This is a genomic window from Marinobacter sp. MA, from assembly GCF_048298425.1.
In the GTDB taxonomy this organism is placed as follows: domain Bacteria; phylum Pseudomonadota; class Gammaproteobacteria; order Pseudomonadales; family Oleiphilaceae; genus Marinobacter; species Marinobacter salsuginis.
This window is the reverse complement of sequence record NZ_CP103058.1, coordinates 577638-603626: the sequence shown is the minus strand read 5'-3', so window position 1 is coordinate 603626 and position 25989 is coordinate 577638. Positions and strand designations below refer to the sequence as shown.

At 60.5% G+C, this 25989-nt stretch carries 21 protein-coding genes; 10 read left to right on the top strand and 11 right to left on the bottom strand.

Annotated elements, in window-relative coordinates; all coding sequences use genetic code 11:
- The first annotated feature begins 41 nt into the window (after window positions 1-41).
- A complete protein-coding gene (locus NUW46_RS02715; RefSeq protein WP_069184741.1) occupies window positions 42-719 on the top strand; it encodes a GntR family transcriptional regulator in 678 nt (225 codons plus the stop codon).
- A 6-nt stretch (window positions 720-725) separates the two neighbouring features.
- On the opposite strand, the gene NUW46_RS02710 is transcribed toward NUW46_RS02715, so the two are convergent.
- Window positions 726-2807, bottom strand: coding sequence for a patatin-like phospholipase family protein (locus tag NUW46_RS02710; RefSeq protein WP_370686241.1), 2082 nt, complete (start codon window positions 2805-2807; stop codon window positions 726-728).
- A gap of 142 nt (window positions 2808-2949) precedes the next feature.
- Entirely contained in the window at window positions 2950-3555 is a 606-nt protein-coding gene (locus NUW46_RS02705; RefSeq protein WP_418141325.1) for a hypothetical protein, read from the bottom strand.
- A gap of 218 nt (window positions 3556-3773) precedes the next feature.
- Here NUW46_RS02705 and NUW46_RS02700 point away from each other — a divergent pair, with 218 nt between their 5' ends.
- A complete protein-coding gene (locus tag NUW46_RS02700) occupies window positions 3774-4139 on the top strand; it encodes a hypothetical protein (RefSeq protein ID WP_136630840.1) in 366 nt (121 codons plus the stop codon).
- A 13-nt stretch (window positions 4140-4152) separates the two neighbouring features.
- On the opposite strand, the gene NUW46_RS02695 is transcribed toward NUW46_RS02700, so the two are convergent.
- The gene (locus NUW46_RS02695; protein ID WP_418141324.1) at window positions 4153-6954 is read right to left on the bottom strand and encodes an ATP-binding protein; all 2802 of its coding nucleotides are present in this window, start codon (window positions 6952-6954) and stop codon (window positions 4153-4155) included.
- Window positions 6955-7050: 96 nt separating this feature from the next.
- Here NUW46_RS02695 and NUW46_RS02690 point away from each other — a divergent pair, with 96 nt between their 5' ends.
- Window positions 7051-7284, top strand: coding sequence for a DUF2789 domain-containing protein (locus NUW46_RS02690; RefSeq protein WP_069184830.1), 234 nt, complete (start codon window positions 7051-7053; stop codon window positions 7282-7284).
- On the opposite strand, the gene NUW46_RS02685 is transcribed toward NUW46_RS02690, so the two are convergent.
- The 7 genes from NUW46_RS02685 to NUW46_RS02655 form a co-directional block, all read right to left on the bottom strand.
- Window positions 7278-8765, bottom strand: coding sequence for a diguanylate cyclase (locus tag NUW46_RS02685; RefSeq protein ID WP_418141323.1), 1488 nt, complete (start codon window positions 8763-8765; stop codon window positions 7278-7280). The two genes, NUW46_RS02690 and NUW46_RS02685, sit on opposite strands and share 7 nt — an antisense overlap.
- A gap of 68 nt (window positions 8766-8833) precedes the next feature.
- Window positions 8834-9766, bottom strand: coding sequence for a tyrosine recombinase XerC (gene xerC / locus NUW46_RS02680; protein ID WP_418142002.1), 933 nt, complete (start codon window positions 9764-9766; stop codon window positions 8834-8836).
- Window positions 9767-9794: 28 nt separating this feature from the next.
- Window positions 9795-10541, bottom strand: a complete 747-nt coding sequence (locus NUW46_RS02675) for a DUF484 family protein (protein WP_069184736.1) — start codon at window positions 10539-10541, stop codon at window positions 9795-9797.
- Window positions 10542-10557: 16 nt separating this feature from the next.
- A complete protein-coding gene (gene dapF / locus NUW46_RS02670) occupies window positions 10558-11472 on the bottom strand; it encodes a diaminopimelate epimerase (RefSeq protein WP_209399054.1) in 915 nt (304 codons plus the stop codon).
- 14 nt (window positions 11473-11486) lie between these two features.
- Window positions 11487-12737, bottom strand: a complete 1251-nt coding sequence (gene lysA, locus NUW46_RS02665; protein WP_222466036.1) for a diaminopimelate decarboxylase — start codon at window positions 12735-12737, stop codon at window positions 11487-11489.
- A 41-nt stretch (window positions 12738-12778) separates the two neighbouring features.
- Window positions 12779-12940, bottom strand: coding sequence for an LPS translocon maturation chaperone LptM (gene lptM / locus NUW46_RS02660; protein WP_228744417.1), 162 nt, complete (start codon window positions 12938-12940; stop codon window positions 12779-12781).
- Between the two features lie 66 nt (window positions 12941-13006).
- Window positions 13007-15865, bottom strand: a complete 2859-nt coding sequence (locus tag NUW46_RS02655; protein WP_418141322.1) for a class I adenylate cyclase — start codon at window positions 15863-15865, stop codon at window positions 13007-13009.
- A gap of 109 nt (window positions 15866-15974) precedes the next feature.
- Between NUW46_RS02655 and NUW46_RS02650 the strand changes: the two genes are divergently transcribed.
- Window positions 15975-18419, top strand: a complete 2445-nt coding sequence (locus NUW46_RS02650; protein WP_418141321.1) for an EAL domain-containing protein — start codon at window positions 15975-15977, stop codon at window positions 18417-18419.
- A gap of 23 nt (window positions 18420-18442) precedes the next feature.
- Here NUW46_RS02650 and argH read toward each other — a convergent pair whose 3' ends face one another.
- Window positions 18443-19852 carry an argininosuccinate lyase gene (gene argH, locus NUW46_RS02645; protein ID WP_153634857.1) on the bottom strand — a complete coding sequence of 470 codons (1410 nt, stop codon included), beginning with the start codon at window positions 19850-19852 and terminating at the stop codon, window positions 18443-18445.
- Window positions 19853-19971: 119 nt separating this feature from the next.
- Between argH and NUW46_RS02640 the strand changes: the two genes are divergently transcribed.
- From NUW46_RS02640 to NUW46_RS02615, 6 genes are all read left to right on the top strand, one after another.
- On the top strand, window positions 19972-21012 hold the full coding sequence (locus tag NUW46_RS02640) for a sensor histidine kinase (protein WP_069184731.1): 1041 nt from the start codon (window positions 19972-19974) through the stop codon (window positions 21010-21012).
- Window positions 21013-21041: 29 nt separating this feature from the next.
- Complete coding sequence (locus NUW46_RS02635) at window positions 21042-21791, top strand: LytR/AlgR family response regulator transcription factor (protein ID WP_418141320.1); 750 nt, start codon at window positions 21042-21044, stop codon at window positions 21789-21791.
- Window positions 21792-21886: 95 nt separating this feature from the next.
- Window positions 21887-22828: a hydroxymethylbilane synthase gene (gene hemC / locus NUW46_RS02630; RefSeq protein WP_153637291.1), complete on the top strand. Its 942-nt coding sequence runs from the start codon at window positions 21887-21889 to the stop codon at window positions 22826-22828.
- Window positions 22809-23618, top strand: a complete 810-nt coding sequence (locus NUW46_RS02625) for a uroporphyrinogen-III synthase (protein WP_418141319.1) — start codon at window positions 22809-22811, stop codon at window positions 23616-23618. The genes hemC and NUW46_RS02625 overlap by 20 nt, the downstream gene beginning before the upstream one ends.
- Window positions 23619-23626: 8 nt before the next feature.
- Entirely contained in the window at window positions 23627-24751 is a 1125-nt protein-coding gene (locus NUW46_RS02620; protein ID WP_153637292.1) for a uroporphyrinogen-III C-methyltransferase, read from the top strand.
- Window positions 24748-25989, top strand: a complete 1242-nt coding sequence (locus NUW46_RS02615; RefSeq protein WP_069184727.1) for a heme biosynthesis HemY N-terminal domain-containing protein — start codon at window positions 24748-24750, stop codon at window positions 25987-25989. Before NUW46_RS02620 ends, NUW46_RS02615 begins: the two co-directional genes overlap by 4 nt.

The window sequence follows — 25989 nt, the reverse complement described above, 5'->3', positions numbered from 1 at the left end:
GCCTACACGATTCAGCCAGTACGCAGTAGCGACAGATCACCATGAATGCCTTCAAACCCAGAGAAACACTGACCGAACAGGTCGCCCGCCACATTGAGAACCTGATTGCCTTTGGCCAGCTCCGATCCGGAGAACGGATCTACGAGGGCGCCATGGCCAAGCAGATGGATGTCAGCCACGGATCCATCCGGGAGGGGCTGTTGCTGCTGGAGAAGCGGCACCTGGTCCGGAACGTTCCGCGCAAGGGCGCGTTCGTGACACCCCTGGACGAGTTTTTCGTTCGCAGCCTCTACGAAACCCTGGAACTGTATCTCACCCACACCGGCCGCAAGCTGGTTCGCAACTGGCAGGCTGATGATATGGCCAGGCTGGAAAGTCTCTATGACCAGATGAAGGCCTGCTACGATAAAAACGATCTGATGGCCTTCCTGGAACTGGGCATTGAATACACCAAGGCATCGCTGGCCTATGCCGACAACTACTTTATTGTCTCCGCCATTGATGACCTCTGGCCGTCGGCCAAGCGCTGTGCCTTCGTCGCCTTCCAACAGGGAGGCAACCAGGTGCTTGAAGACAACCTGTCGCACATGGAGCAATCCATCAGCGCGATCAAGGACCGGGATGAAGACCGCCTGGCGGAAATACTGCACCGCTTCGCTCTGCAACAGTGTCAGCAGGTTCTCACCGCCATCGAAAAGACCGGCAACAAGACCGCGTGATGGGCCTCAGTAAAACAGCTGGGTGAACGAGAAACCGATATTGAGGTAGGCCGTCCAATTGTCCTCGTTGTTGTAGGCGGCGGCCAGTTGTACCGGACCTAGGAAGGTATCCACACCGGCAAACACACTGGAGGATTTAACCGAGCTGTCCCAGCTGGCAGCATCCAGCGAAGACCAGGCATTGCCCGCCTCGAATCCGGCACCCACAAACCAGGGCAGAAGTGGCCCACCAAACGTCTGGCTGGCATAGGCGGAGACCATCAGGGCATTGTCTCCGGTAATTTCGCCGGGCGCGTACGCCGACAAGCGGCGAAAACCTCCCAGGCGAACCGCGTTTTCAATGCCTGGCGTACCCTTGGTTACCGCATGGGCATACACCAGCCCGGTCAACGTCAGCCCCTTCCAACTCTCGGTACCCAACGCCAGACCGGTTACCGAATCGAATTCCCGGTCGGATCCCAGACCCTCTCGCTCAAAACGCCCCCGAAGGCCGGCGAAGCCACCAGCCCGCGGGAAAAAGGTATCGTCCAGCGAATCATGAACCAGTTGCAGGGCCATTCCACCCTGATGCACGGACCCCTCAGGGGCCACCGGCTGGCCGATCTGCTCATCCACCGTGGCATAGCCCCGGGCATAGATCAGCCGGATCTCGGCATTGCCGCCGATTTCCATACCCAGAGCCAGATCCGCTTTTCGGAAGGTCACGTCCACCTCCGCTATTCGCGTGCCCGAGGCGTCGAACTGGCTGAAGGTATCCCGGGAATATTCGCCACCGAGCACCAGGAATCGTTCATAGCCGTAATCCAGGGGCTGATACCACTGGGTGCGGAGCCAGGGTTCGGTGCCGAGCTGAACACCGGTCTGCCACTCCCCACCCAGCTCGTTCAACTCGGTCATGCGAAGGGACGAGGCCAGATTGAAACGGGTTTCCCCGTCAAAGTTATCCTCATAGTTAAGTCCGAAAGACAGATAGTTTGGCCCCCAGCTCTTCTCCTGGACACGGATGGTCAGAACCGTACCGTCGGGCGACGAGGACGTGGAGTACGACACGATTTCGTAGTAGCCGAGGCCATAGATTCGTTTGAGATCGGCCTCCAGCTGCGCGGTATTCAGGGGCTCGCCGGTTCTCTGTCGGATTCGCTCTTTGAGAAAGTCGCGGGCCAGCCGACGACTGTCTTCGATGTCGATGCGTGAAATAATCTCTACGCCGGCATCCTGCGCCGCTATGCTATCTCGCCAGGCTGCCCACGCCTTGCGGGAGACGGATAATGGCCGCAATTCGACCCCATGCTCCCTGGCGGTGCTGGCACCCAGCTCAAACAATACCGGCGCATCGTAGAAATCGGCAGAGGTGTAACCTTCCAGGTCCGGTCGTATCAGAACATCACCTTCAGCCAGCAAATCCAGCTGCTGATCGGTGTTTCGTCGGGTCATGATGGTTGTGAGCTGACCGACCACGGAAAAGGCGCCCCGCAGTTCGTCGGTCTGCATCAGGCTGTCGGTAATATCTATGGCGATGATGACGTCAGCGCCCATTTCCCGTGCAACGCTGACTGGCAGGTTATTGGCGACGCCACCGTCCACCAGCAGCTGGCCATTACGCTCCACTGGCGCATAAACGCCTGGAATGCTCATGCTGGCCCGAATGGCCTCGGACAGGTTGCCCTCACCGATAACTACCTGCTCGCCGGTTTCCAGGTCCGTGGCAACGGCCCGGAATGGAATGGGAAGCCGGTCAAAATCCTCAACCAGGGCAGCGTTGCGCGTCAACTCGTTGAGGATGAACCCAAGGTTCTGGCCGGCGATCAGCCCACCACCGACATGCAGGCCATCGGCGCGAACACCAATTCCCGGTACCACCGGAAACCGCCAGTCATCCTGCTTTCGCCGAACCGGTTTGTAGACTCGACCAGGGTCGTCTCGAAAGCTGGAAAGCCAGTCCATCTCGATAAAGCGCTGCTCGATGTCACTGACCGGCATACCACTGGCATAAAGGGCGCCCACCGCAGAACCGGCACTGGTGCCTACCACAAGGTCAACGGGAATCCGCATTTCCTCCAGCACCCTGAGCACGCCCACATGGGCCATCCCCTTGGCGCCACCGCCGCTGAGCACCAGCCCCACCCGGGGGCGTTCCTCAGCCGGCGCCAATGGTGCCAGAAGAAGCAGGATCGCGGTCAGTAGCCAGGGCGCAATCGTTGCCCAACGGTTGCGCCGATTCACAGCTGGCTCATTTCCGCTCGGGGGAATCGTCGTCCGCCAGCGAGAGATGGGACACATCGGGTACCACCGGCGGGGGCAGATCACGGTCCACGCCCAGGTCACTGCCGGGCGGCGCCAGACTCCACTCGTCCAGATGCTGGAACATGGGAGGTTCCACTTCGGTCTTCTCTGCCAGGGTGACTCCGACCGGATCCAGGCTCAGGCCGGAGCCGGAGAGAATGGTATCCACCTTTTCGCCCGCCACCGGCAGGCGATCACCGGGTTCGGTTTCGGGGACTCCACCGCGCTTTGCTTCCGCCGGAGGAGCTATAGACTCCTGCTGCTGATGGGGCTGGTCCGCCGGCGCCGCAGGTCTGGGCTGGGGTGCAGTATTGGAGGCAGGGCGGGCGTCAGCCATCGGCTGGACGTAAGCAACCATGCCGTGCTTCCTCAGAACCGCACGGTACTTTTCGGCCTGAACCTCTTCCAGCTTGTTACGAATAACCACCGGCTGACCACTGAACATACGGTCGACCTGCTCAAGCGAGGCCTTGAACAGCGTGCGGGCGTTATTGCGCGCGGTTTCCAGATCCGTTCCGGGAACGCATTCCCCTTTAAAGACAAGCTGAAACATGCGTTTTCCTCTTAACGTCCTTCTTTTTTACATCATAGTTGATCGTGTCGCGCACAGGGAGCCCGAGCCCCCCTCCATCACTGTATCGAGAGTGCAAACAATTGAAAAATTTATGTCACATATCACGCAAAATGCGACAGACTCTGCAATAATCATCAGTAACCAAACTTTACACTTGGTTACAGACTGACCGGATTGTCACCAGGGAGTGGCCTCCAATGACTATAAAACATTCGCTTCGCCTCGTCGTCGCAGCCCTGTTGCTGTCGGCACCTCTCGCTCATGGTGAAAACCTCGACGTGCTCATGAGCCGGGTGTTCCCGGAAGCCCAGGCGACTTATATCGGTTACGAGAGCGTTGAACGACAGGACATCCCTGCTAGCGCCGCGGTTGACCGGAAGTACCTGATTGTCGATTTCCGACTGGCGTCGAATGAGATGGAATCGGAACAACTTCAGGCCAGTGTACACAAGGTCTGCATGACCCTGCTCAAGGACCGCGAGCTGATCCGACAGCTGTCGGATTCCGGCTATGACATGGTCTCTGTCGCTTTCGATCGTCGTTCGCAGTTCGACTGCCTCTGAGGCGCCCGGTAGCTCACTCTTCCCGACCGAGCAGTTTCGGGAAGGCTTCCAGGGCGCTGTTGACCGCATCCAGGTTGAACGCTTCAACGTCCGCCAGCAGCTTTTCCCCGTAGCGCGTCACCGACCTTGAGCGGAACCGCTGGCCCCAGGCCAGTACCCGTCGGGCAAAGTCTTTCATCTGTTCCGGATCGCCACTTTCCCTGACGAACTCCCACTCATCACCGAAGTCAGCCGCCAGCTGTTCCCTGAGCCAACCCCGTTCCTGCATGCTGAGGGTCTGGGCCAGCAGTCGTTCCGATTCCTTCGGCGCTCCCTCGTCTTCAGCCTGTTCCACCGTCGCCTCTACCCGTGGCAGCGTTACCGTAAAGACCGACCCTGTGCCCGGTTCGCTCTCCACCTCCAGCTCCCCGCCCATCATCCGGGCCAGTTTCCGGCTGATGGCCAATCCGAGACCGGTACCACCATAGCGCCGGGTATTCTGCCCCTCCTGCTGCTCAAAGGCATCAAAGATCCGGTCAACCTGGTCCGGTGGAATGCCAATACCGGTATCGCTGACCGTGACCACCAGTTTGTAGAACTGGCGTTCCGAGGCCTCTGTGCTCTGCTCCACGCTGTCGGATCGTTTTTTGAGCGGCTTCGCGGTGGCTCGAACCGTCACACCACCATCATGGGTAAACTTGATGGCATTGCCGACCAGGTTGAACAGGACCTGCCGAAGACGGGTCTCGTCCAGCATCATGGCAGCGGGCATACGTGAGTCGACACTCACTTCCAGAGTGATGCCCTGCTCGCGGGCCCGCAGATCGAAGATATGGCGAACATCGTCCAGGAGACGACGCACCGACACCGCGGAATAGTCGAGCCTCATCTTTCCTGCTTCGATCCGGGACAGGTCCAGAATGTCATTGATCAGCATCAGCAAGCTCCGGCTTCCCGCCCGGATAGCATCCAGGTAGTTCCGTTGCTGCGGGTCGGTAACACTGTTGCTGAGCAGATCGCTGTAGCCAATCACCGCGTTCATCGGCGTGCGGATTTCGTGGGACATGTTGGCCAGGAACTCACTCTTTGCCAGGCTGGCCGCCTCCGCTTCCCGGGCCAGTCGTTCGGCTTCCAGTTTGGCGGCGCGCAGTTCGTCCTCGCTTCGGCGCAGAGCATTCTCGGAACGGATACGCTCATCCACCTCCCGTGAAAGTTTCCGGTTCCAATACAGGAAAATCAGCACCACCAGAATGGCAATCAGCACCACCCGCCGAACCACGGTGTAATCCGTTTCCTGCTCGATATCCAGGTGGATCCAGCGATTGTAGATGGACTCTGTTTCGCTGGCCTCGAGACTGCCCAGCGCCTTGTTCAGCACCCGGTGGAGTTCCGGACTGTCCTTGCGCACGGCCAGCCTCAAATCGTACTGGTAGGGCGTGATACTCGTGATTCTGAGATTCGACAACCCCAGCCTTGCAACGGTGTAACTGACCGCCGGAATGTGAGTAACCATGACGTCCAGATCGCCATTGGACAGCGCCAGAAGACCTTCCTCCACACTATCCATCGGATACAGGTCCAGGTTTGGATGGTTAATCAGCAGATAGTCATGGGCTGCATGCCGGTTCACCACACCCACCCGTTCGCTACGGAGTTCGCGAAGGTCCCCGATAAAGCGTCCGTCATCGCGGATGGCCAGAGCGATGGGCACTGTGAGGTAGGCCCGGGTGAACAAAAAGGCGTCTTCCGTCCGCGGTGTTCGGGACAATCCCGGGAGTATATCCACTTCACCTGATCGGAGCTGTTCTTCAGCCTCCATGCGGCTCCCCGCCACTGCACGGGTAAACCGGACATTCAGCTCGCTTTCGAGCCGTGTCAGCAGGTCCGGAACCAGGCCGGTAGGCCGGCCATCCTGGGTATATTCGAACGGGGGCCAGTCCGAGCGGAAAGCGACTTTCAGATCAGGATGGCGCTTGAGCCAGTCGATGTCCGATTCAGAGAGCTCGAGCCCGCTTCGCTCCATCGCCGGCTGGTCGGCCTGAAGCCATGACTGGCGGATGGTGCGGTGTTCATGGTGACTGATCGCAGCAATGGCCCTGTTCAGCACCTGATAAAGTCGGTCGCGATCAGTATCCACCTGCAACACCACATCCACCGGGCTGCTATCGAGCAGGACCGACAGACCAATACCGTTCACCATGGCCGACTGCAAGTAATCGGAAACCAATGGCACTGGCGCGAGAAAGGCGTCAGCCTGCCCCGAAAGAATCCGCCCGACGGCTTCGCTGACATTGCCAACCGGAACCGGCGTGAACTCTTCAACCGGGTCGAGCATGGGGTACTGGTTCGGGTCACCGGCGATCACGGCAATCCGGCTGCCTTCCAGATCGGCCAGGGTACGAATGGCAGCATCGCCAGCACTGACGAACAGGCCGTAAGTGAGGGACATCAACGGGTCGGTAAAGCGTTGGCCGGGGACCACCGGCATTCCGGGCATCCGGGTGGTCAGAACCGCATCGGTTGCCAGCTCACTCTGAACAGGGCCGGTTTCCCGCCCTGATTCCAGGACAACCGGCTCCATGGTGACGCCAAGCTTATCCGACAGGCGGGCGAGGTAATCAATGTAGGTCCCGGCCAGGACACCGTTACCGGTATCGAAAACCAGCGGCACCTGGTCACTCCGCAGGCCGATCCGAAAACGCTCCTGGTCTTCCAGCCAGTTCAGCTCCTGCTTGCCGAGCACAGGGGCCGGCGATGCTTGTGGCGGTTCCGCCCGTACCGGGGATTGAAACAGCGCCAACAGGCAGCATAGTACAAAGGCAAGGGTAACCTTCACTGGATATCCTTAGGGGTTCCGCTACATTTCAGGGAACAATACCTGCAAACGCCATTGATTTCATTCAGCCAAACGGTCATCGGGAGACGAATGTCCATGGATACCAGCAAACACACCCTCAGCACCCTGTTCGAACAACTTGGCCTGGCGTCTGACGCCAAAAGCATCGAGGATTTCGTTGCAAAATACTCGCCCCTGCCCAGCGAAGTTGCCATCCAGGACGCGCCCATCTGGTCCGAAAGCCAGTCCCACTTCCTGGAAGAAGGCCTCGAGGAGGACAGCGACTGGGCAGAGGTGATCGACGAACTGGACGCGATGATGCGTCACTGACCGGCGGTGCTATCGCCGATCATGACCTGATCGCGGCCCGCGTCCTTGGCCTGATAGAGGGCGCGGTCAGCGCGGTCAAACACCGACTCTTCGGTGTCGCCGGCAATAAACCCTGCCAGACCCGCCGAGAAGGTCACGCTCACCGGCTCGCCCCGGAAGTGGAACGGCAGCTTGCGGACATGCTCCCGCAATTTATCGACGACTACGCTGGCGTCTGCCGGCTCGGTCTCTGGAAACAGCACCACGAATTCCTCGCCGCCAAAACGGGCCACAAAGTCAGTGGTACGCAGGCGCTCTCTGAACTCCCTTGCAACCAGTTGCAGTACCCGGTCCCCCGCCTTGTGGCCATAGGAATCGTTGATCCGCTTGAACAGATCAATATCCAGCACACCCACGGTCAAAGGATGACTGTAACGTTGCCAGCGGTTGTATTCGAATGAGAGGCGTTCCTGCCAGGCTTCACGATTAGGCAACTCGGTAAGCAGATCGGTCATGGCACGCATTCGCTCCTTGCGGACCTGCTCCTGCATCTGCTCGGAATGAGCTTCCATGGCGGCTACTTTCTCTTGCATTGCCTCAAGCTGCTCGGAAAGAGCACGCTCGCGCTCCGACTCCTGGGTTCGAAAGCGACCGACCGCCTGACCGATGGATTCAAGGTGACGGCTGACCGACTGTTTGAGATCCTGCAGATCATCACTTTCCTGCAATCGCTGACCTACCCGCTCGATTTCCTCACGGATTTCCCGATCCAGGTGTTCTGAGGCATCCAGGCGGCCGGACTGGGCCGAGGACTGGACAGCAAAATGCTCCCGAAGCACCTCCAGGCGCTCGTCCAGTCGTTTGAGAAAGGCCTCGAATTCGCGTTTGCTCCGGGTGACGGCAGCTATCACCAGCTCTGCCACCTGGTTCAGGCCTTCCCGCAGCTCATCCCAATCATTACTGGCCAGCAGAGACTGCTGCAGAGCGCGAGCCCGTGACTCGGCTGCGGGCTCCAGAGAGACCTGGGTCAGCATCTGACCCAACAGCTGGCCTACCCGGCGGGCAATGCGCAATCGCTGGGCATTGTCCTCGATATCCCGGGCATTGCCCGGCACTGACTCAGCCTGTTCAGGGCTCTCGGGCTGAGATTCGGGGACCGTCTGTTGTTGTTGCTGCTGTGGCTCTGGCTCCCGGGCCTTGCGGGTGAAAAAGGAAGGCTTCCTGTCGTTGGCCGTCTGACGCTCATCGAGCAGGGCGACCTGACGGTCAATCTGATCCTGCAATTCCTTCCAGGCTTCCACATCCACCCGGTTCTTCCGCAGGTCCTTGCGAATTCGCACCAACAGGCGGTCCAATTCCGGCGTTTGGCCTTCCGATGCCAGACTGGTTCGAACCAACATGCGCTCAAGGGTATTACGCTCGGCCTTCCACTGCTTTTCCCGGTTTTCTGCAGACTCGAGTTCCCGAAGGTATTTATCCTTCCAGGACTGATCCGATGCCATGAAGCGCTCCCGCCTATCCTTGCTGTACTGTTGATGTTTGAAAACGCCTGAACTGCCTGTTGCCGGTTTCAGGAACTCTCGTCACTGGTCTTGCCATGATACTTATCGCGACGCGCCCTGGGGTGACTCTGGTCATAAACCCGTGCCAAATGTTGAAAATCAAGATGAGTATAGACCTGGGTTGTGGCAATGTCGGCGTGCCCCAGTAACTCTTGTACGGCCCGCAGGTCGCCACTGGATTCAAGCATGTGGCTGGCAAAGGAATGTCGCAGCATGTGGGGATGGAGTTTCTGGTCGGCGCCGCGGCTGATACCCCAGCGGCTCAGGCGGGCCTGGACACTGCGGTGGCTGAGCCTCTCGCCCCGCTGGCTGACAAACAACGCGGCTTCACCGTCACTGGCCAGCGCGGCTCTGTGCTGCAGCCAGGCCTGAATGGCGGCAATTGCCTTGCGCCCCACGGGCAGCAGCCGCTCCTTGCCGCCCTTACCCAGCACGCGGACTTCTCCACCGCGCAGATCGACGGTATCGAGGTCCAGGCTTGCCAGCTCCGCCAACCGCAGCCCAGAGGAGTACATCAGCTCGAACATGCACAGGTCGCGGACCTCCAGAGGGTCGTCCGGTTGACAGTCAAGCAGATGATTCAGTTGATCCACGTCTGCCACTCGAGGCAAGCGCCGACCACTCTTGGGGGCACGGATATCCAGCGCCGGATTATCCGAGGCAAGTTTCTCCCTGAGCAGGAACTGGTAAAAACGTCGGGTCGCGGAAAGGTGCCGGGCAATGCTCCGGCCTGACAGACCCTCCCGGCTGAGCGTTGCCACATAGCGGCGCAGATCGTGATTGGTGACCCGGTGCCAGGCGGTTAACCCGCTCTGGCTCAGCCAGCTTGCCAGACGTTGCAGATCGCGCTGGTAGCTTTCGCAGGTTCTGGGGGAATGACGTTTTTCAGAAGCCAGATGCCGGATAAATTCCGTCAGCGGCCCGACAAGCTCCTGGGGCACCGAAGGACGCTCCGGAACCGCTGACACCCTAGCGGGACTCCGTCGCCATATCGGTGACCGGCGCAGCCATGGTGTGCCGCTGCACCATGGGGGGCAGGAGGCGGCTGAGGGTATCACTGATGTAACTCAGAAACAGCGATCCCATGCTCTGGTCAAAATAGCCCGGCTGGCAGCTGCCGACCGCAAACACACCTACCAGCTCATCATGTCTGAGCGGTACCAGCGCCACGGAGGCAATCGGTTCTTCCCGGTCCGGGAACAGAAACTCCCGCTCGCTCTCACGGAACTGGCCGCATACGGCCCTCTCGCCTTCCAGCAGGCTACCCAGTCGCTCACGGGCCACGGAGGGACTCACCACATGCAATGCACCCTGGGAGGCCTCGGGCAGTTCGACATCGGTGAACAACAGTACGGAGGCAGCGTCGAGGCCGAAATCGCCGCGGATGCTGTCGTCAATGGCCGAGGCCATGTCGTTGAGGGTCCGCGCCTCAATCACCTGCATCAGTAAGCGCTTGCTCTTCTCGAACAACCGGTCATTGTGGCGGGCGATGGACACCAGCTCCACCAGCTCCCTGCGCAGAGTGTCCCGTTGCTCCCGAAACAGATGCACCTGGCGCTCCACAAGGGAAATCGCCCGACCACTGTCGTGTGGCAGGGTAAGACTGCGCAGCAGTTCGTCCTGATCGATAAAGAAATCGGGGTTGGCTCGCAGGTAGTCCGCCACCTCTTCCCGCGTGAGCTCACCGGCCTTCTGTCGGGCCGTTTGTTCTGTCATGGAGTACTCCTGGCTGTCAGGATCTTTGTTTATGGGGGCGACCGCTCCTGCGGCGGCGACCACCAGATTCACCCGGCAGCCTCAACTGCCCCTCAAATACACTGGTTGCAGGCCCTTCCATCATAACAGGGGACCCCTCACCCTGCCATTCGATGACCAGTTTGCCACCCCTCAACTCCACCTCCACGCGGGAGTCCAACAGACCACGCAAGCAGCCGGCAACAACCGCGGCACAGGCGCCGCTGCCACAGGCCAGGGTCTCGCCGGAACCGCGCTCAAATACCCGGAGGCGAACATGAGTGCGGTCGAGGATCTGCAAGAACCCGATATTGGCCCTGGCCGGGAATCGGGGATGGCGCTCGAGCTTGGGCCCCAGCGTTTCCACCGGCGCCTGTTCCACATCCTCAACCAGCAATACGCCATGGGGATTACCCATGGACAGGGCGCTCAGTTCCACTGTCTGGCCATCGACATCCACGGTGTAGACGTCCTTGCGGCGGTCGGCGGCAAACGGAATCGCCGGCGGATTGAACTCGGGCACACCCATGTTAACCATGACCATGCCTTCGCGCCCCACGCGAAGCTCAATCACGCCTTTCGCGGTCTGAACCCGGATGACTTTTTTATTGGTCAGGCGCTGGTCGCGAACGAATCGCGCGAAACACCGGGCCCCGTTGCCGCACTGCTCCACCTCGGATCCGTCCGCATTGAAAATGCGATAACGGAAATCGACATCCGGCAGACCGGGCGGCTCCACCACCAGCAGCTGGTCGAAGCCAATCCCGAAATTCCGGTTGGCCAGTTCCCGGATCATCTCCGGCCGCAGACGGAACGGCTGGCTGATGGCATCCACCACCATGAAATCGTTGCCCAGCCCATGCATCTTGGTGAACCGAAGCGTGGGGCCCTGATTCCGGCGTTGCTGTGTCATCTCCTCGCCCCCGCTCATTCAGGAAGGCAGCTCTCGGGTGCGAGCTGGTCTTCGAGAGTTTCACGGCGACGAACCACATGCACCTGGTCGCCATCGACCATCAGTTCCGGCGGCCGGTTCCGCGTGTTGTAATTGGAACTCATGACGAAGCCGTAGGCACCGGCAGAGCGAACTGCCAGCAGATCCCCCGCCTGGAGGCGCAGATGACGATCCTTGCCCAGGAAGTCGCCGGTTTCACACACCGGGCCGACCAGATCCCAGGCCTTTTCCTCGCCTTCCTGATGCGGCCTGACCGGAATGATCGCCTGCCAGGCGCTGTACAGGGCCGGACGAATCAGATCATTCATCGCGGCATCAATGATGGCAAAGTTCCGATGCTCGGTGCACTTCAGGAACTCGACCCTGGTCAACAGAATGCCGGCATTGGCGGCAATGGAACGGCCCGGCTCGAGAATCAGCTCCAGCTTCCGGTCACCCATGCGCTCGGCCAGCGCTTTCACATAGTCCGATGGCTGCGGCGGCTGCTCCTGATTATAGGTAACACCCAGGCCACCGCCCATATCCAGATGATGGATGTGAATGCCCTGCTCCGCCAGGGAATCAATCAGGGCCAGCACACGGTCAAGGGCGTCCAGGAACGGTGACACACTGGTCAACTGGGAACCAATGTGGCAGTCAACACCCTTCACTTCGAGATTCGGCATACCGGCGGCACGGGCATACACCTGTGGGGCTTCGGCAATGTCGATGCCGAACTTGTTCTCTTTCAGGCCCGTGGAAATGTAGGGATGGGTACCGGCATCAACATCCGGGTTCACCCTCAGAGAAACCGGTGCCTTCACGCCGAGCTCGCCCGCCACGGCATTGAGCCGGTCCAGTTCGGTGTCGGATTCGACATTGAAACAGCGTACGCCCACCTCGAGCGCCCGCTTCATTTCCCACTCCTGCTTGCCGACGCCGGAGAAGACCACCCGTGATGGGTCGCCACCGGCTTTCAACACCCGCTCCAGCTCACCGGCCGAAACAATATCGAAGCCGGCACCGAGCCGGGCCAGAACATTCAGCACGGCCAGATTGCTGTTGGCTTTTACCGCGTAGCACACCAGATGCGGATGATCCCGAAGGGCATCGTCGTAGGCCCGATAGTGCCGCTCGAGCGTCGCGCGGGAGTAAACATAGGCCGGAGTGCCAAAACGATCGGCAATGGCAGAGACAGGGACATCCTCGGCGTAGAGCTCGCCGTCGCGGTAGTTGAAATGATCCATGAGTTTCCTGATTCGTTGTACGGGGTCGGGAGGCCGGCGCGCTACTCGCGGTTTTCTTCCCTGTCTGACGGCTCCTGGGCGGAATCCGCCGCGGAATTCGCAGATGCGGCCTGACTGTCACGGTACAACGGACCTTTCTGGCCGCAACCGCTCACAGTCAGAGCCAGTATCAGCACCATGATCGGCAGAGTCCACGCTCGCATATCGGCTACCTACCCCTGAGTTCACTATGGACGCAGTATACCTGACACCCGCCCCGGGCCGCGAGGTCAGCGCGCGTTTGCAAGGTGCCGGTTCAAAGAGTCCTCCAGTACAGACCGGTAATAGAGGTACTGACTGGTCTGGATGTCCTGCTGATAGACACGCGGGTCGAGGTCGTGGGGCAGATGGACGTCGGTCAGGTACACCGGGTAACCCTCGTCACTCTGGCGCAGGGACCGGATGTAGTGGGCCACCGCCGGAATCAGTTGGTCACCATACTCCTGTACGCTGAATTCCTGGTCACCGCAAAAGATGTCGAATCGCAGCCGACTGTCCCCCTCATGGATACCCACGGCCTGAACCTCAAACCCGGGCAGGGGTACGCCCGAATCCGATTCGGGACGGTATTCGGCGCGCCAGGTCCCGTCACGCCGGATAATTTCGTAACACTGAACGCCTGCAACTACTCCGGCCGAGTCGGTGTGGCGCAGCAGCCTCCGCTCAATCAGGTTATCCAGAAACCGCAGAACCGGTACCAGAAGGTGCCGGCGGCTGGTCACCGCCTGCTCCCAGCTGAACACCGAACCCAGCTCATCAACCACCCAGAGCCGCGCCCGTTCGCCCATAATCCGGTAGAACACCTGGATATTATCCGGTTCGCTGGCCAGGCAAACCGCCCGCAGGGCCGGCTCCTCCTGCAGCGCATAACGATCGAACACCACCGGCAGGTAGCGTTCCTGGGGCATTGCCAGGTGCTCCATCAGCGCTTCAAAACTCTCCAGGGCCACGAATCCCGGCTCCAGGCCATTGAACTGGAGCAGGAAGCAGCGTCGATCCATCTCGATCACATAGCGCAGCGGATGCGGGCCGGCACCGCCGGCGAAGAAAGGTCTGAGCACATCGGCAAACAGTTCCTGAACCCGGCGGGCAATTGCAGAACCGTGGCCCCGGTTGTGGCAGTGCACCTGAACGCCGGGCAGTTCAGCCGGATTTGCTGCCACCGAGGCGAGGATATTCTTCAGGCACTGGATCAGGGTATCGCCGGCCGCGTAGTGTTGCAGACTCACCTCGTGCCAGCTGTTGAAGGTGATCTGGTCGATGCTGATCACCAGGTTCTCCCGACCGCCACTGAAACCAAGAGAATCATGCCGTGAGCTGAGCTTGTGGAGCCCCTTTTCCGTGAGGTGCGCCTGGGGATCGACACCCACGTTGACCAGCAGCAGGTTTCTAAGGGGGCGAACACCCCGGGACAGCGCCTCCCGCTCGGCCGGCGGAACCGGAAAGGGCAGGAACGCGGACAGCGCGTCCAGCATTTCCCGCAATTCGCTGACCGAGGCAATGCTGGTGCCCGAACGTACATTCAGTCGTGTCGATCTTGTCAGCAGACCATTGCAGTAGCACCAGACCATCAGTTCCGCCAGATTACCCGAGCGACGAATGACGGGTTGCCAGAACGCATCGGCCGGATCTTCCAGATCCCGATACAGGAGCCAGCCATTGGAATCGCCACCCTGCTCCGATTGATGATGGAACGCCAGGTTTTCCTCGGCCAGTGAAGGAGCCAGTCCGGGGTTGATCTGCTCAATCTTGCCGGCTTTACGCTGAAATGCCGCATAGAGTTTGCGGCCCAGCAGGTTGATATCGTTAGCACTGATAGCAGCCCGCTGGCCATGTTCCCTGGCCATTTTCGACAGCAATCGGTAACTATGAGTCAATTCGTTGACAATGGTTCGGCGCAAGGTGGTGACATCCTCCGCCCGCCAGCGCTGACGCTCGTCCAGCTCTGAAAGCGTACTCTCGGACCAGCCCCAATCTGTCACTAGCTGACGCAACAGGCGAGCGCGCCACTGCTCCCCTGAAGCCTCCGACCGGGTCAGCGGCAAACCGGCTTTCAGGTACAGGCTCCGACGGATCAGGTCCAGTCTCGAGGCCACTTCTGGCCCGGCAAGCCAGCCTTCCAGGCGGCTGTAAAGCATGACGTAAGGGTCGAGGCTGTCGGCATCGGTCTCTCCCCGGAACACGGCCCGCTTGAACTCGGCGGACAACAAGACCTCGCCGGTGGTGCGCGCATAGCATTCGATCAGAAGCAGCTTGAGGATCGACTTCCAGGGCGCGTCAATTCCCTTGTACAGCTGCCAGACACCGGCACCAAGAAATTCTGCCTCGGGGATCCCCGGTACCGGGCCAAAATCGATGTAATCCTCGGCGCGCACAAACCGGAAATCGACCAGCTTGCGCATGCAGTCGTCGTAGTTTTGCTCCTGTTCCGGGGGAATCAGCCACCACATGGGCCACGCGCCGGCCAGATGGATGCTGGTCCGGTAGAACTCATCCAGAAGCAGGAAATGCTGGGCACTGCCACAGTTTTCGCCGGTTACTTCCGCCCGCTGTCGGCCGGCCCGCCAGTCCGAGGCACAGAAAACGAAAACATGAAGCTCCACACCAAACGATTCCGCCCAGCGGGTCAGTTGGGTGGCCTTGCGTTCGAGACAGCGGATGCCCCGCTCAGGCAAATCGCTGCGGTGGCAGAGCCAGACATCGAGATCACTGGCCACGGAGTGGCCCAGGGTTCCCGGGCTACCCATCAGGAATACGGCGTCCAGATCCGGCTTGCGCTTGCCCTCATCCTTCAGCGAAAAGGTTCGGGCCAGCCGCCGCGCCGCATTGATCGTGGCCGGCGAAGGTTTGTAATTACTGAAACCATAAGGGCAATCGCTGTCCAGATAACCGGGCAACGCGGGATGGTTGAGATGAAACGCCAGGGGCAGAATTTCCAGCACCATCTGCTGGCGATAGGACAACGCCGAATGGGCGCGATTCCAGCGCTGCTGATTGACCAGTAGAAACCGGTCCCTCAGACGACGGAGGGTCTTGCGATCTATTCCCTCCTCAAAGTCGAGGGAAATCGGGGCAACGTGGGCGGTCAAGGCGGCTCCGCAGAGAGGTTCTTTTCAGCATCAGTATGAGTATGATGTCGGCATCGTGGCAAAACCTTTAGAAAAATAAAAGCTGGAGAACGCGCGAGGCTCATCCGCTGTGAAAGAATTCATCATCCGCCGCTACCGATCGGAACAGTCCCCGGCGTCTGAGCGCCAGACTGTTTTACGCATCGACGATGAAGGCAAAGTGCTGTCCGCCGACCATCAGGCCGAGGCGGTGCTCGGCTATGACGCCAGCGAACTGGAGGGGCAGCCGGTGCACCGCATACTGGCGTCACGCCAGGACGACCCCTTCGCACCTGCAAACCGTCATCGAATCGAGAGAGGCCAGAATGTTCTGGTGACCTTCCGGCACAAGGAGGGCTTTTTCTATACCGCCAGTCTGACCCTGCGGCTGGACATGCGAGACTCCGACAAGGCAGCCAGCGCCACGATAACCCTGTGCGACAGCTCCAACAGGGATTCCCGGCTGTTGCGGGCCGCCGAGAGCAGTGCCGGTTTCGGGATCTGGGAACTGGACACACGAAGCAATGAAATGACCTGGACCGAGGGTATGTTCCAGCTTCTGGAACTGAGACCTGGCGCCGAGATCACCCCCGAGCAGGCGCTGTTCTACTGCCAGACCGGACAGCCCCGGGTGCGAGCCATGTTCCGTCGCTGCCTCCGCACGGGAGAGGCGTTTTCCCTCGATCTTGATATCGTCACCTCGCGGCAGAACCAGCGGCGGGTGACGCTCAGTTGTCGGGCACTGAAGCAGGGTGGCAGGATTCCACGGCTCGGCGGCACCCTGGTGGACCGGACCGCCGACATGCAGCTCGACAAAGCCCGCCAGCATGCGAGCACCATGCTTGCAGCCACCACCAGCGCCACCCCGGATCTGGTTGTCGCCGTCGATGCTTCGTTCAACCTGCTCCATTTCAATAGCCCCTGGGCCAGACAGTTTTACGAGACCTTCGGCCGGCACCCCGAAGTGGGCGATAATCTGAGCGACCTTCTGAACGAATTCCCGAACGAACGAAGGCTGATGGAGCGGCTCTGGCACCGGGCCTTCGAACGCGACAGCTTTGTGGTTGAGATGCCCATGGCCCAGCAATCCCGTGAGTTGCCGGTGCATGAATTCCACTACCAGCGCCTGACCAACGACCAGGGCGACGTCACCGGCGCCGTGCACGTGGCCCGTCGCATAGATCCGAAGCTGAATCATGCCTCCAGCGAGGAATACCGGATACGCCACGATCCGGTTACCGGCCTGATGAACCGCAAGGCATTCATCGCCCGATTGCTGAGAACCCTGGAGCAGAAGACCCATCGGGAATCCTGCGACAGTCTGCTCTACCTGGATCTTGACGAGTTCGAGCGTTTCAACGATCTGGCCGGCAGCGGAACCTGTGACCGCTATCTCCGGGAACTGGCCGGAAACCTGGGCGTACGGGTGCGCCAGCGCGATGCCTTGGCTCGACTTGCCGGCGACACCTTCGCACTTCTGATCGAGAATTGTCCGGAAGCCCGGGCCCGCAAGATTGCCCAGGAAACCCTCAATCTGATCGGCGATTTTGTTTTCGACTGGCAGGGGCACAAGCTCCAGACCACCGCTTCAGGCGGTCTTCTGATTCTGGACAGCGACCTTCCCGGAGACCCGGAGCAGCTTCTGAGCCAGGCCGCCGATCTGTGCCATACCGCCAAGACATCCGGGCGAAACCGGGTGCACGCCGCCAGGGCCATTGCCCACCAGACCGACGAATCCACCGCCAGCAAACGGGTCGAGCAGATCCGCGACGCGCTTGATAATCACAACCTGATTCTCGAATACCAGGCAATGCGGCCGGTGGCCAGCCCCACCTGGGGCGACCATATTGAGATCCTTTGCCGGATTCCGACGACCGCACAGAATGAAGCATCATTGAAGCCCGACGACTTCCTGCCGATCGCGGAACGCTTTGACCTGGCCAAACGGCTGGATCGCCAGGTGATCCGACAAACCCTGACTTGGCTGGGCAATCAGCCGTTGCTGGAACCACGCTTGAAGTACTGCGGCTTCAACCTGTCCCTGGCCAGCGTTCTGGACGATACCTTCGCGGATTTTATGGCCGATGCGCTCAGTGATTCAGCGTTCGACCCCGGCTGTTTCTGCCTGGAAATCAGGGAAGCCCACGCCACCCAGTACCCCGATGACGTGGCCGTCCTGTGCGACGCATTGCATCGGGCCGGTTTCCGTGTCGCCCTGGACGGCGCAGGGGCTTCCGTCGAGAGCTACAGCCTGGCCGCCAGATTGCCGGTGGATATCATCAAACTGGATCGGAGAATGGTTCAGCAGCTGGAGGAGGACCCGGTGCAACAGGTGATGCTGGAAGCCCTGCACCGGATTGCCGAGGCCGCCGGCAAGATCACCGTGGCCACTTTTATCGAGAGCGACGACGCCCTGCGCAAGGTCCGGACCCTGGGCATACATTACGGTCAGGGGTACCGGCTGTTCCGCCCACAACCGCTGGACGAACTCACACCCGCGGCAGTGGACCTGACAACGGGGCGAATCGGCGGCTAGCCGTTCCGCCCCGGGGAAATGCTTCAGCCCAGTTGAGCGCGTGCCCGGCCAACCGCCGCGCGCACCTGGTCCGGGGCAGTGCCACCCAGATGGTCACGGGCCTGGACCGAGCCTTCCAGGGTGAGCACATCAAAGACATCAGCGCCAATATGATCGGAGAACTGCTGCAGCTCTTCCAGGGTCATATCGGACAGGTCGCGACCTTCAGCCACCCCGAACGCCACGGACTTGCCAACAATTTCGTGGGCATCCCGGAAGGGTACGCCTTTCTTCACCAGGTAATCCGCCAGATCAGTGGCGGTGGAGAAGCCTCGCTTGGCCGCTACCCGCATGTTATCCGCCTTGGAGCGAATCGCCGGAATCATGTCGGCATAGGCCTTCAGGCAGCCCTTCACGGTATCCACGGTGTCGAACAGCGGTTCCTTGTCTTCCTGATTGTCCTTGTTGTAGGCAAGCGGCTGGCTCTTCATCAGCGTCAACAGACTGATCAGATGGCCGTTGACCCGACCGGTCTTGCCCCGGACCAGTTCCGGCACATCCGGGTTCTTTTTCTGGGGCATGATGGACGAGCCGGTGCAGAACCGGTCCGGCAGGTCAATGAAGTCAAACTGGGCAGAGGTCCAAAGCACCAATTCCTCGCTGAACCGTGACAGATGCGTCATCAGCAGCGCCGCAAAGCTACAGAACTCGATGGCGAAATCCCGGTCGCTGACGGAGTCCAGGCTGTTCTCGGTGGGCCGGTCAAAGCCAAGCAGCCGGGCAGTCATTGCCCGATCAATGGGATAGGTGGTGCCAGCCAGCGCAGCCGCGCCCAGGGGCATTACGTTCACCCGCTTGCGACAGTCCTGCAAGCGCTCGGCATCCCGCACCAGCATCTCGTACCAGGCCAGCAGGTGATGCCCGAAGGTCACCGGCTGGGCAGTCTGCAGATGGGTGAAGCCGGGCATGATGGTATCCGCCTCGCGCTCGGCCAGGTCCAGCAGGCCTGCTTGCAAGCGCTTCAGTTCCTCGGCGATGACATCGATTTCGTCCCGCAGGTACAGACGGATGTCGGTGGCCACCTGGTCGTTACGGCTGCGACCGGTGTGGAGTTTCTTGCCGGTGATGCCAATACGGTCGGTCAGGCGTGCCTCGATGTTCATGTGCACGTCTTCCAGACTCACGGACCACTGGAAATTGCCGGCCTCGATATCTGCCTTGACCCCGTTCAGGCCCTCGATGATCTGGTCCCGCTCCTCATTGGTGAGCACGCCAACCTCGGCCAGCATGGTGGCATGGGCAATGGAGCCGGTGATGTCGTGATGGTACAGGCGCTGGTCAAATCCCACGGATGCGGTAAATTTTTCAACAAAGGCATCGGTGGGTTCACTGAAGCGTCCGCCCCAGGGTTTTTCAGAGCTTGTGGTCTGGTCAGACTTTTTCTGATCCGTCATGGTCTATCTTTCCTGCTGACAGCCCGGCATCATCTGGCGGGAACTGGGTACATTGAACGTGGCGGGAGTATACCATTCTGACCCGGGTAAAGGAGACACCCCGTAACGGGGACAAAGACATGACTGCGAGCGAGTTCTTCGTTCCGGACCTGTGCCGGGTGAGGGCCGTGTTCCTGTTGCTGGTCACCAGTGAACTGCTGGTTCTGGTGCTCGCCATCGTGCAGGCGGAGCGGGGCTGGATTGACTGGAATTACTTCGGGCTGTTGTCGCTGTTCGTGCAGTGGACCACCCTCACCAGTGCTGCCCTGATCTGCCTCCTGCGCGCACGGCTTGCGCGGATGTCCGTCTCTGGGGCGACAACCACCATTGTTGCCATTGTTTTGCTGGATGTGCTGGCGTTCAGCCTGTTTGCCGACAGCGTACTGCACCCTCAGGATGGCGTGGCCGTGTGGCAGGGAGTGGCCAAAAAAATGCTGCTGGCACTGCTGATCGTGCTCATGGTGCTGCGTTATTTTTACCTGCAGCACCAGTGGCAACAGCAGCGTGAAGCGGAAATGCAGGCGCATCTGGCATCGCTTCAGGCCCGCATTCAGCCCCACTTCCTGTTCAACAGCATGAATACCATTGCGAGCCTGATTGCCACCAACCCGGAACGGGCGGAAGAGGCGGTCCTGGATCTGTCGGAACTGTTTCGCGCCAGCCTTCGCACCGGTGACCAACTGATTCCATTGTCGAGGGAGCTGGCCCTGTGCCAGCGTTACCTGGCCATTGAGGCGCTACGTCTGGGCGACCGCCTGAGGCTGGAGTGGCAGATTGAGAAGGGCCTCGAACAACAGGCCATTCCCCCGCTCACGCTGCAGCCGCTGGTGGAAAACGCCATCTACCACGGCATCCAGCCCCGGCCGGAAGGTGGCACCGTGCGAATTGAAGCCCAGGCCAAAGGCGAGTTTGTCTATTTGCTGGTACAGAATCCCAAGCCGGACCAGAATAACCGGCAACACGAGGGCAACCGAATGGCGCTGGCCAACATACAGTCCCGGCTCCGGGCGCTGTTTGGCGAACCGGCGGTGTTAAAACACAGCCACCAGAACGACGTGTATACCGTTACCCTGAGATTGCCCCGGCAAAAGGCCGGCGAACAAAAAGCCCCAAAAACATGAGTTCATGAACTAGGAAATTGAGACCAGTCATGCCTGATACCCGCAGTGTCCTGATCGCCGATGACGAACCCCTGGCCCGGGAGCGCATCCGCCGGTTGGTGGAGGCGCTCCCGGGTTATCGGGTCTGTGGCGAAGCTGCCGACGGTGACAGTTCTCTGAAACAGGTGGCGGAACTTGAGCCGGATATACTGTTGCTGGACATCCGAATGCCCGGCATGGACGGTATGGAGGCTGCCAGCCGCCTGAGCCAGTTGGCCAATCCGCCTGCCCTGATTTTCTGCACGGCCTACGACCATTACGCCATCCAGGCGTTTGACGTGCAGGCCATCGCCTACCTGCTCAAACCGGTTCGCAAGGAGGCCTTGGCAGATGCCCTGGCCCGGGCCGGCAGGGTCAACCGGGTACAGCTGCAGGCCCTGAACGGACAGGCGGCACTGAACCAGGAGCAGCTGGCGGTGCGCACCCACCGGGGCACCGAGCTGATCGATCTGTCGGAAATCCTCTACTGCGAGGCGGATCAGAAGTACGTCACCATCCACCATACTCGGGGTGAAACCGTATGCGACTATACCCTGAAGGAGCTGGAAAACAGTTACCCGAGCATCCTGCTGCGAATCCATCGGAACACGCTGGTGGGTGTCCGGTTTATCCAGGCACTGAAACGTACACCGGATGGCCATAACCTGGTCGTGCTCAGGGATGGTCAGGGCGAGCTGCCGGTGAGCCGCCGCCATACAAGCAACGTGCGCCAATGGCTTCAGGAGCACCAGCCAGGTTGAATCCGTAGCGCTCCCCAGAGTTAGTCGCCACGGGACTTTTCTGCCGCCACAAGGTAACCTTGGCGAACATTTTTTTCGAACCGACAGTGAGTGTCATGTCCAAACGTACCCTTCGCATTGCAACCCGCAGCAGCGCACTGGCGCTGTGGCAGGCGGAATTCATCAAGGCCGAGCTGGAAAGGCTGCACGACAACATCACCGTGGAACTGGTCAAGATCAAGACCCAGGGTGACAAGATACTGGACGTGCCACTGGCCAAAATCGGCGGCAAGGGCCTGTTCGTCAAGGAACTGGAAGAAGCCATGCTCGACGGCCGCGCCGATCTGGCTGTGCACTCCATGAAAGACGTGCCCATGGAGTTTCCGGAAGGCCTGGGACTGGTGGCGATCTGTGAGCGCGAAGACCCGACCGACGCTTTCGTCAGCAACCACTACGACAACGTTGATGCCCTGCCCGAGGGTGCCGTGGTCGGTACGGCGAGCCTGCGTCGTGAGGCCCAACTCAGAGCCTATCGCCCGGATCTGAAAATCCGCGTGTTGCGCGGCAACGTCAATACCCGGCTGGCCAAGCTTGATGCCGGCGAATACGAAGCCATTGTGCTGGCCAGCTCCGGCCTGAAGCGTCTGGGCTTTCACGAGCGCATCCGGTATTGCCTGCCGGACACCGTCTCGCTGCCGGCGGTTGGCCAGGGGGCGCTCGGGATCGAATGCCGGGTGGATGATCAGGAACTCCTGGCCATGCTTGAACCCCTGAAGCACAAAGACACCTGGGATCGTGTCACTGCCGAGCGGGCCCTGAACCGTCGCCTTGAGGGCGGCTGCCAGGTTCCAATCGCCGCCTATGCGCTGCTTGAGGATGATGACACGATCTGGCTGCGGGGCCTGGTGGGCGCCGTTGATGGCACCCAGATCTTCCGGGTCGAGGGCCGCGCACCAAGGGCCGAAGGCGAGCGCCTGGGCCGGGAACTGGCCGAGGACCTCCTGGCTCTCGGAGCGGACAAGGTGCTGGCTGAAATCTATGGCCACACACCAACCTGAGCCTGACCTGATCGGCCGGCGGATACTGATCTGCCGGCCTGAACCCGAGGCCTCGCGCCTGGCCAGCCGATTTCGTTCCGCCGGGGCCGACGTACAGATTCTGCCCCTGATTGACCGGGAACCTCTGCCGGAAACACCCGAGCGGCGGACGCTTATCCTGAGTCTGGATGAATTCTCCCATGTGATCGCCGTGAGCCCGTTTGCCGCCCGCCTTCTGCTTGAGGAGGTTGACACCTGGTGGCCCCAGCTGCCCATGGGCATCCGCTGGTATGGCGTTGGCGCTGGCACCGCATCGGTGCTTGCCGAGCACGGCCTCAGTCCGCGCAGACCGCCAGAGGGCTGGACCAGCGAGGCGCTCCTGGCACTTCCGTCACTGCAAAACCTCGAAGGCGAACGGGTTTTGCTCGCCCGCGGTGAAACCGGCCGGGAACTGATCCGGGAAACACTCGAATCCCGGGGCGCCCGGGTCACCCTCCTGCCTTTGTATCGCCGCTTTTACCCGGATCACTCGCCGGAGCAGATCCGGGCCACTCTCGACACCTTTGCCCCGGAGGCCATCGTCGCCCTGTCCGGAGAAACCTTGAACAATCTCATCGCACTATGTGCGAATAGCAGCCATAATCTATACGATAGGTTATTGATTGTTCCCGCAGATCGGGTTGCCGAACAGGCCCGGGCCGCGGGATTCACAAATCCGTGTATACCAGGAAGCCTTGCCGATAACGACATCGTGGCCACGGTTGCAGCGCAACTTGCCGGCCGGGACGGTGGCTCCGGAAAAGCCAAGTAAGGACGCCCGTGACAGACACTACGAATCAACTGCCCGCAACCGTTTCCAAGGAACCACCCGCCCGCCAGAAACTGTGGCCAATAGGGCTCGTCGCCATCATTGCGCTGATTATCGCTGTCGCCCTGGCCCTCTGGAGCTGGCAGCAGTGGAACAATCACCAGGCCGTGATGCAGAAACTTCAGAGCCTGCAACAGGACACCGCCCAGCTTGAAGACCGATATGGCGACCGCGGCAGCCAGCAGAGCCAGCGTCTGCAGTCCCTGGAAGAGAAACTGGCAAGCCAGCGGGAGCTGATTGCCACCCAGCAGCGCCAGATCGACCACAACGCCCGTGAACTGCTGGAAGCCGGCAACCGCACACGCACAGACTGGCTACTGGCAGAGGCGGAATACCTGCTGCGCATTGCCAATCAACGGTTGATGATCGAAAAAGACATTCGCGGCGCCATGTCGGCCCTGGAAGCGGCCGATGAAGTACTGGCGGAATCCGATGACATCGGTGTTTACCCGGTGCGCCAGCAGCTCGCCCGTGAAATCCTGGCGCTCAAGGGCCTTACCGGCGTGGATCGGACCGGTCTTTACCTGAAACTGGAAGCCGCCATCGACAGCATTCACCAGCTCACCGACCAGGCCCTGATCAGCGAAAACGCCCCCGGCTTTATTGTCAACGCCGGCGCGGAACAGGAAGCTGACGCCGGCGGCGAGCCGGGTGCTCTTCTCCAGGCCTGGAATAAGGTGAAAGCCACCCTGATGCAAGTGGTGGTTGTGCGTCGCATGGACGAGCCGGTAAAACCCCTGTTGTCGCCGGACCAGAGCGCCTATGCCCGCCTCAACCTGCAGCTGATGCTGGAAGAGGCCGAGATGGCGGTCCTGCGGGGCAATCAGCCCCTGTATGAGCGGGCGCTGACCAAAGCCCGGACCACCATTGATGACTGGTACAACGCCAGCAATCCCCGGGTAGCAGCCCTGAGTGACACCCTGGCCGAGCTGGCCCAGAAAAACGTGGACCCCGAGCTGCCCGACATCAGTCAGTCCCTGGACCTCCTCAAGGAACGGCTGGCCGGACGCCTGAACGCCAACAACGGAGATGGCGAGGATAATACCGGCGGTGGCAATGGAGGCGACGATTCATGATTCGCCTGTTACTCATCATCCTGCTGGCGCTGTTGATCGGCACCGGCCTGTCCCTTGGGTTGCAATACGATCTGGGCTACATCCGAATCAGCCTGGGCCATTACCTGATTGAGACCAACTTCTGGGTGGGGTTGGGCCTGATCGTGGCCCTCATCGTGCTGACCGTGCTGACGATCAACCTTATCCGCCGACTCAGAACCAGTACCGGTCTGGTAGCTGGCTGGATTGCCCGAGGCAACGAACGCCGCGCCCGGCGGCGGACCACCCAGGGGCTTCTGGCATTGGCCGAAGGCAACTGGCCCAGAGCCCGGAAACTGCTGACATCCTCCGCCAGCCATGCCGATACGCCCCTGATCAATTATCTGGCCGCGGCCCAGGCATCGTTCGAATCCGGTGATCACGAGGCGGTGGATGAATTATTGCGCAAAGCCTTCGACAGCACCCCCGGCTCCGACATGGCGGTTGGCATTACCCAGGCCCAACTGCAGCTGGCCGGCAACCGGCTGGAGCAGGCCCTGGCCACGCTGGTTCGCCTGCGTAAACAGTCACCCCATCACCCGTTTGTGCTCAAGCTGCTGAAAAACACCTATTTGCGCCTGGAGGACTGGCGCGAACTGTCCCGGCTACTGCCCGAGCTGCGCAAACGCAGCGTGCTGTCGGAAGCCGAACTCAATGACCTTGAACGTCAGGTATGGCACAACCTGCTGGAGCGTGCCGCCGAGGATTGTCGGCGCCAGCAGCAACAGGACCCCGATGCGTCGCTGGAACCGCTAACCCGCCTCTGGGACGAACTACCGGGCTTCCTGCGCCGCGACGAATACACTATTCGGGATTATGCCCGCCTGCTGGCCGGCCTTGGCGACGAGGTTCAGACCGAAACGCTGTTGCGCAAGGTGCTGCGCAACCACTGGAGTGACGAGCTGATCAACCTGTACGGGCGGGTGAAAGGCCAGAAGCCGGATGAACAGCTGTTGCTGGCGGAACAATGGCTGAAAGACCGGCCGAACAACCCCGAGCTTCTGCTGGCCCTGGGCCGGCTGAGCCTGCGCAACGAACTCTGGGGCAAGGCCCGGGAATATTTCGAAACCAGCCTGCGGCTGAAGCGCAGCCGGGAGGCTCTGGCTGAGCTGAGCCGCCTGAATGCCCACATGGGCGAGGAAGAGGCCAGCGTCAAACTGCTTATGCAGGGACTGGCCAAGGATAACGGATTGCCGGAACTGCCGATGCCAAGGGCCTGA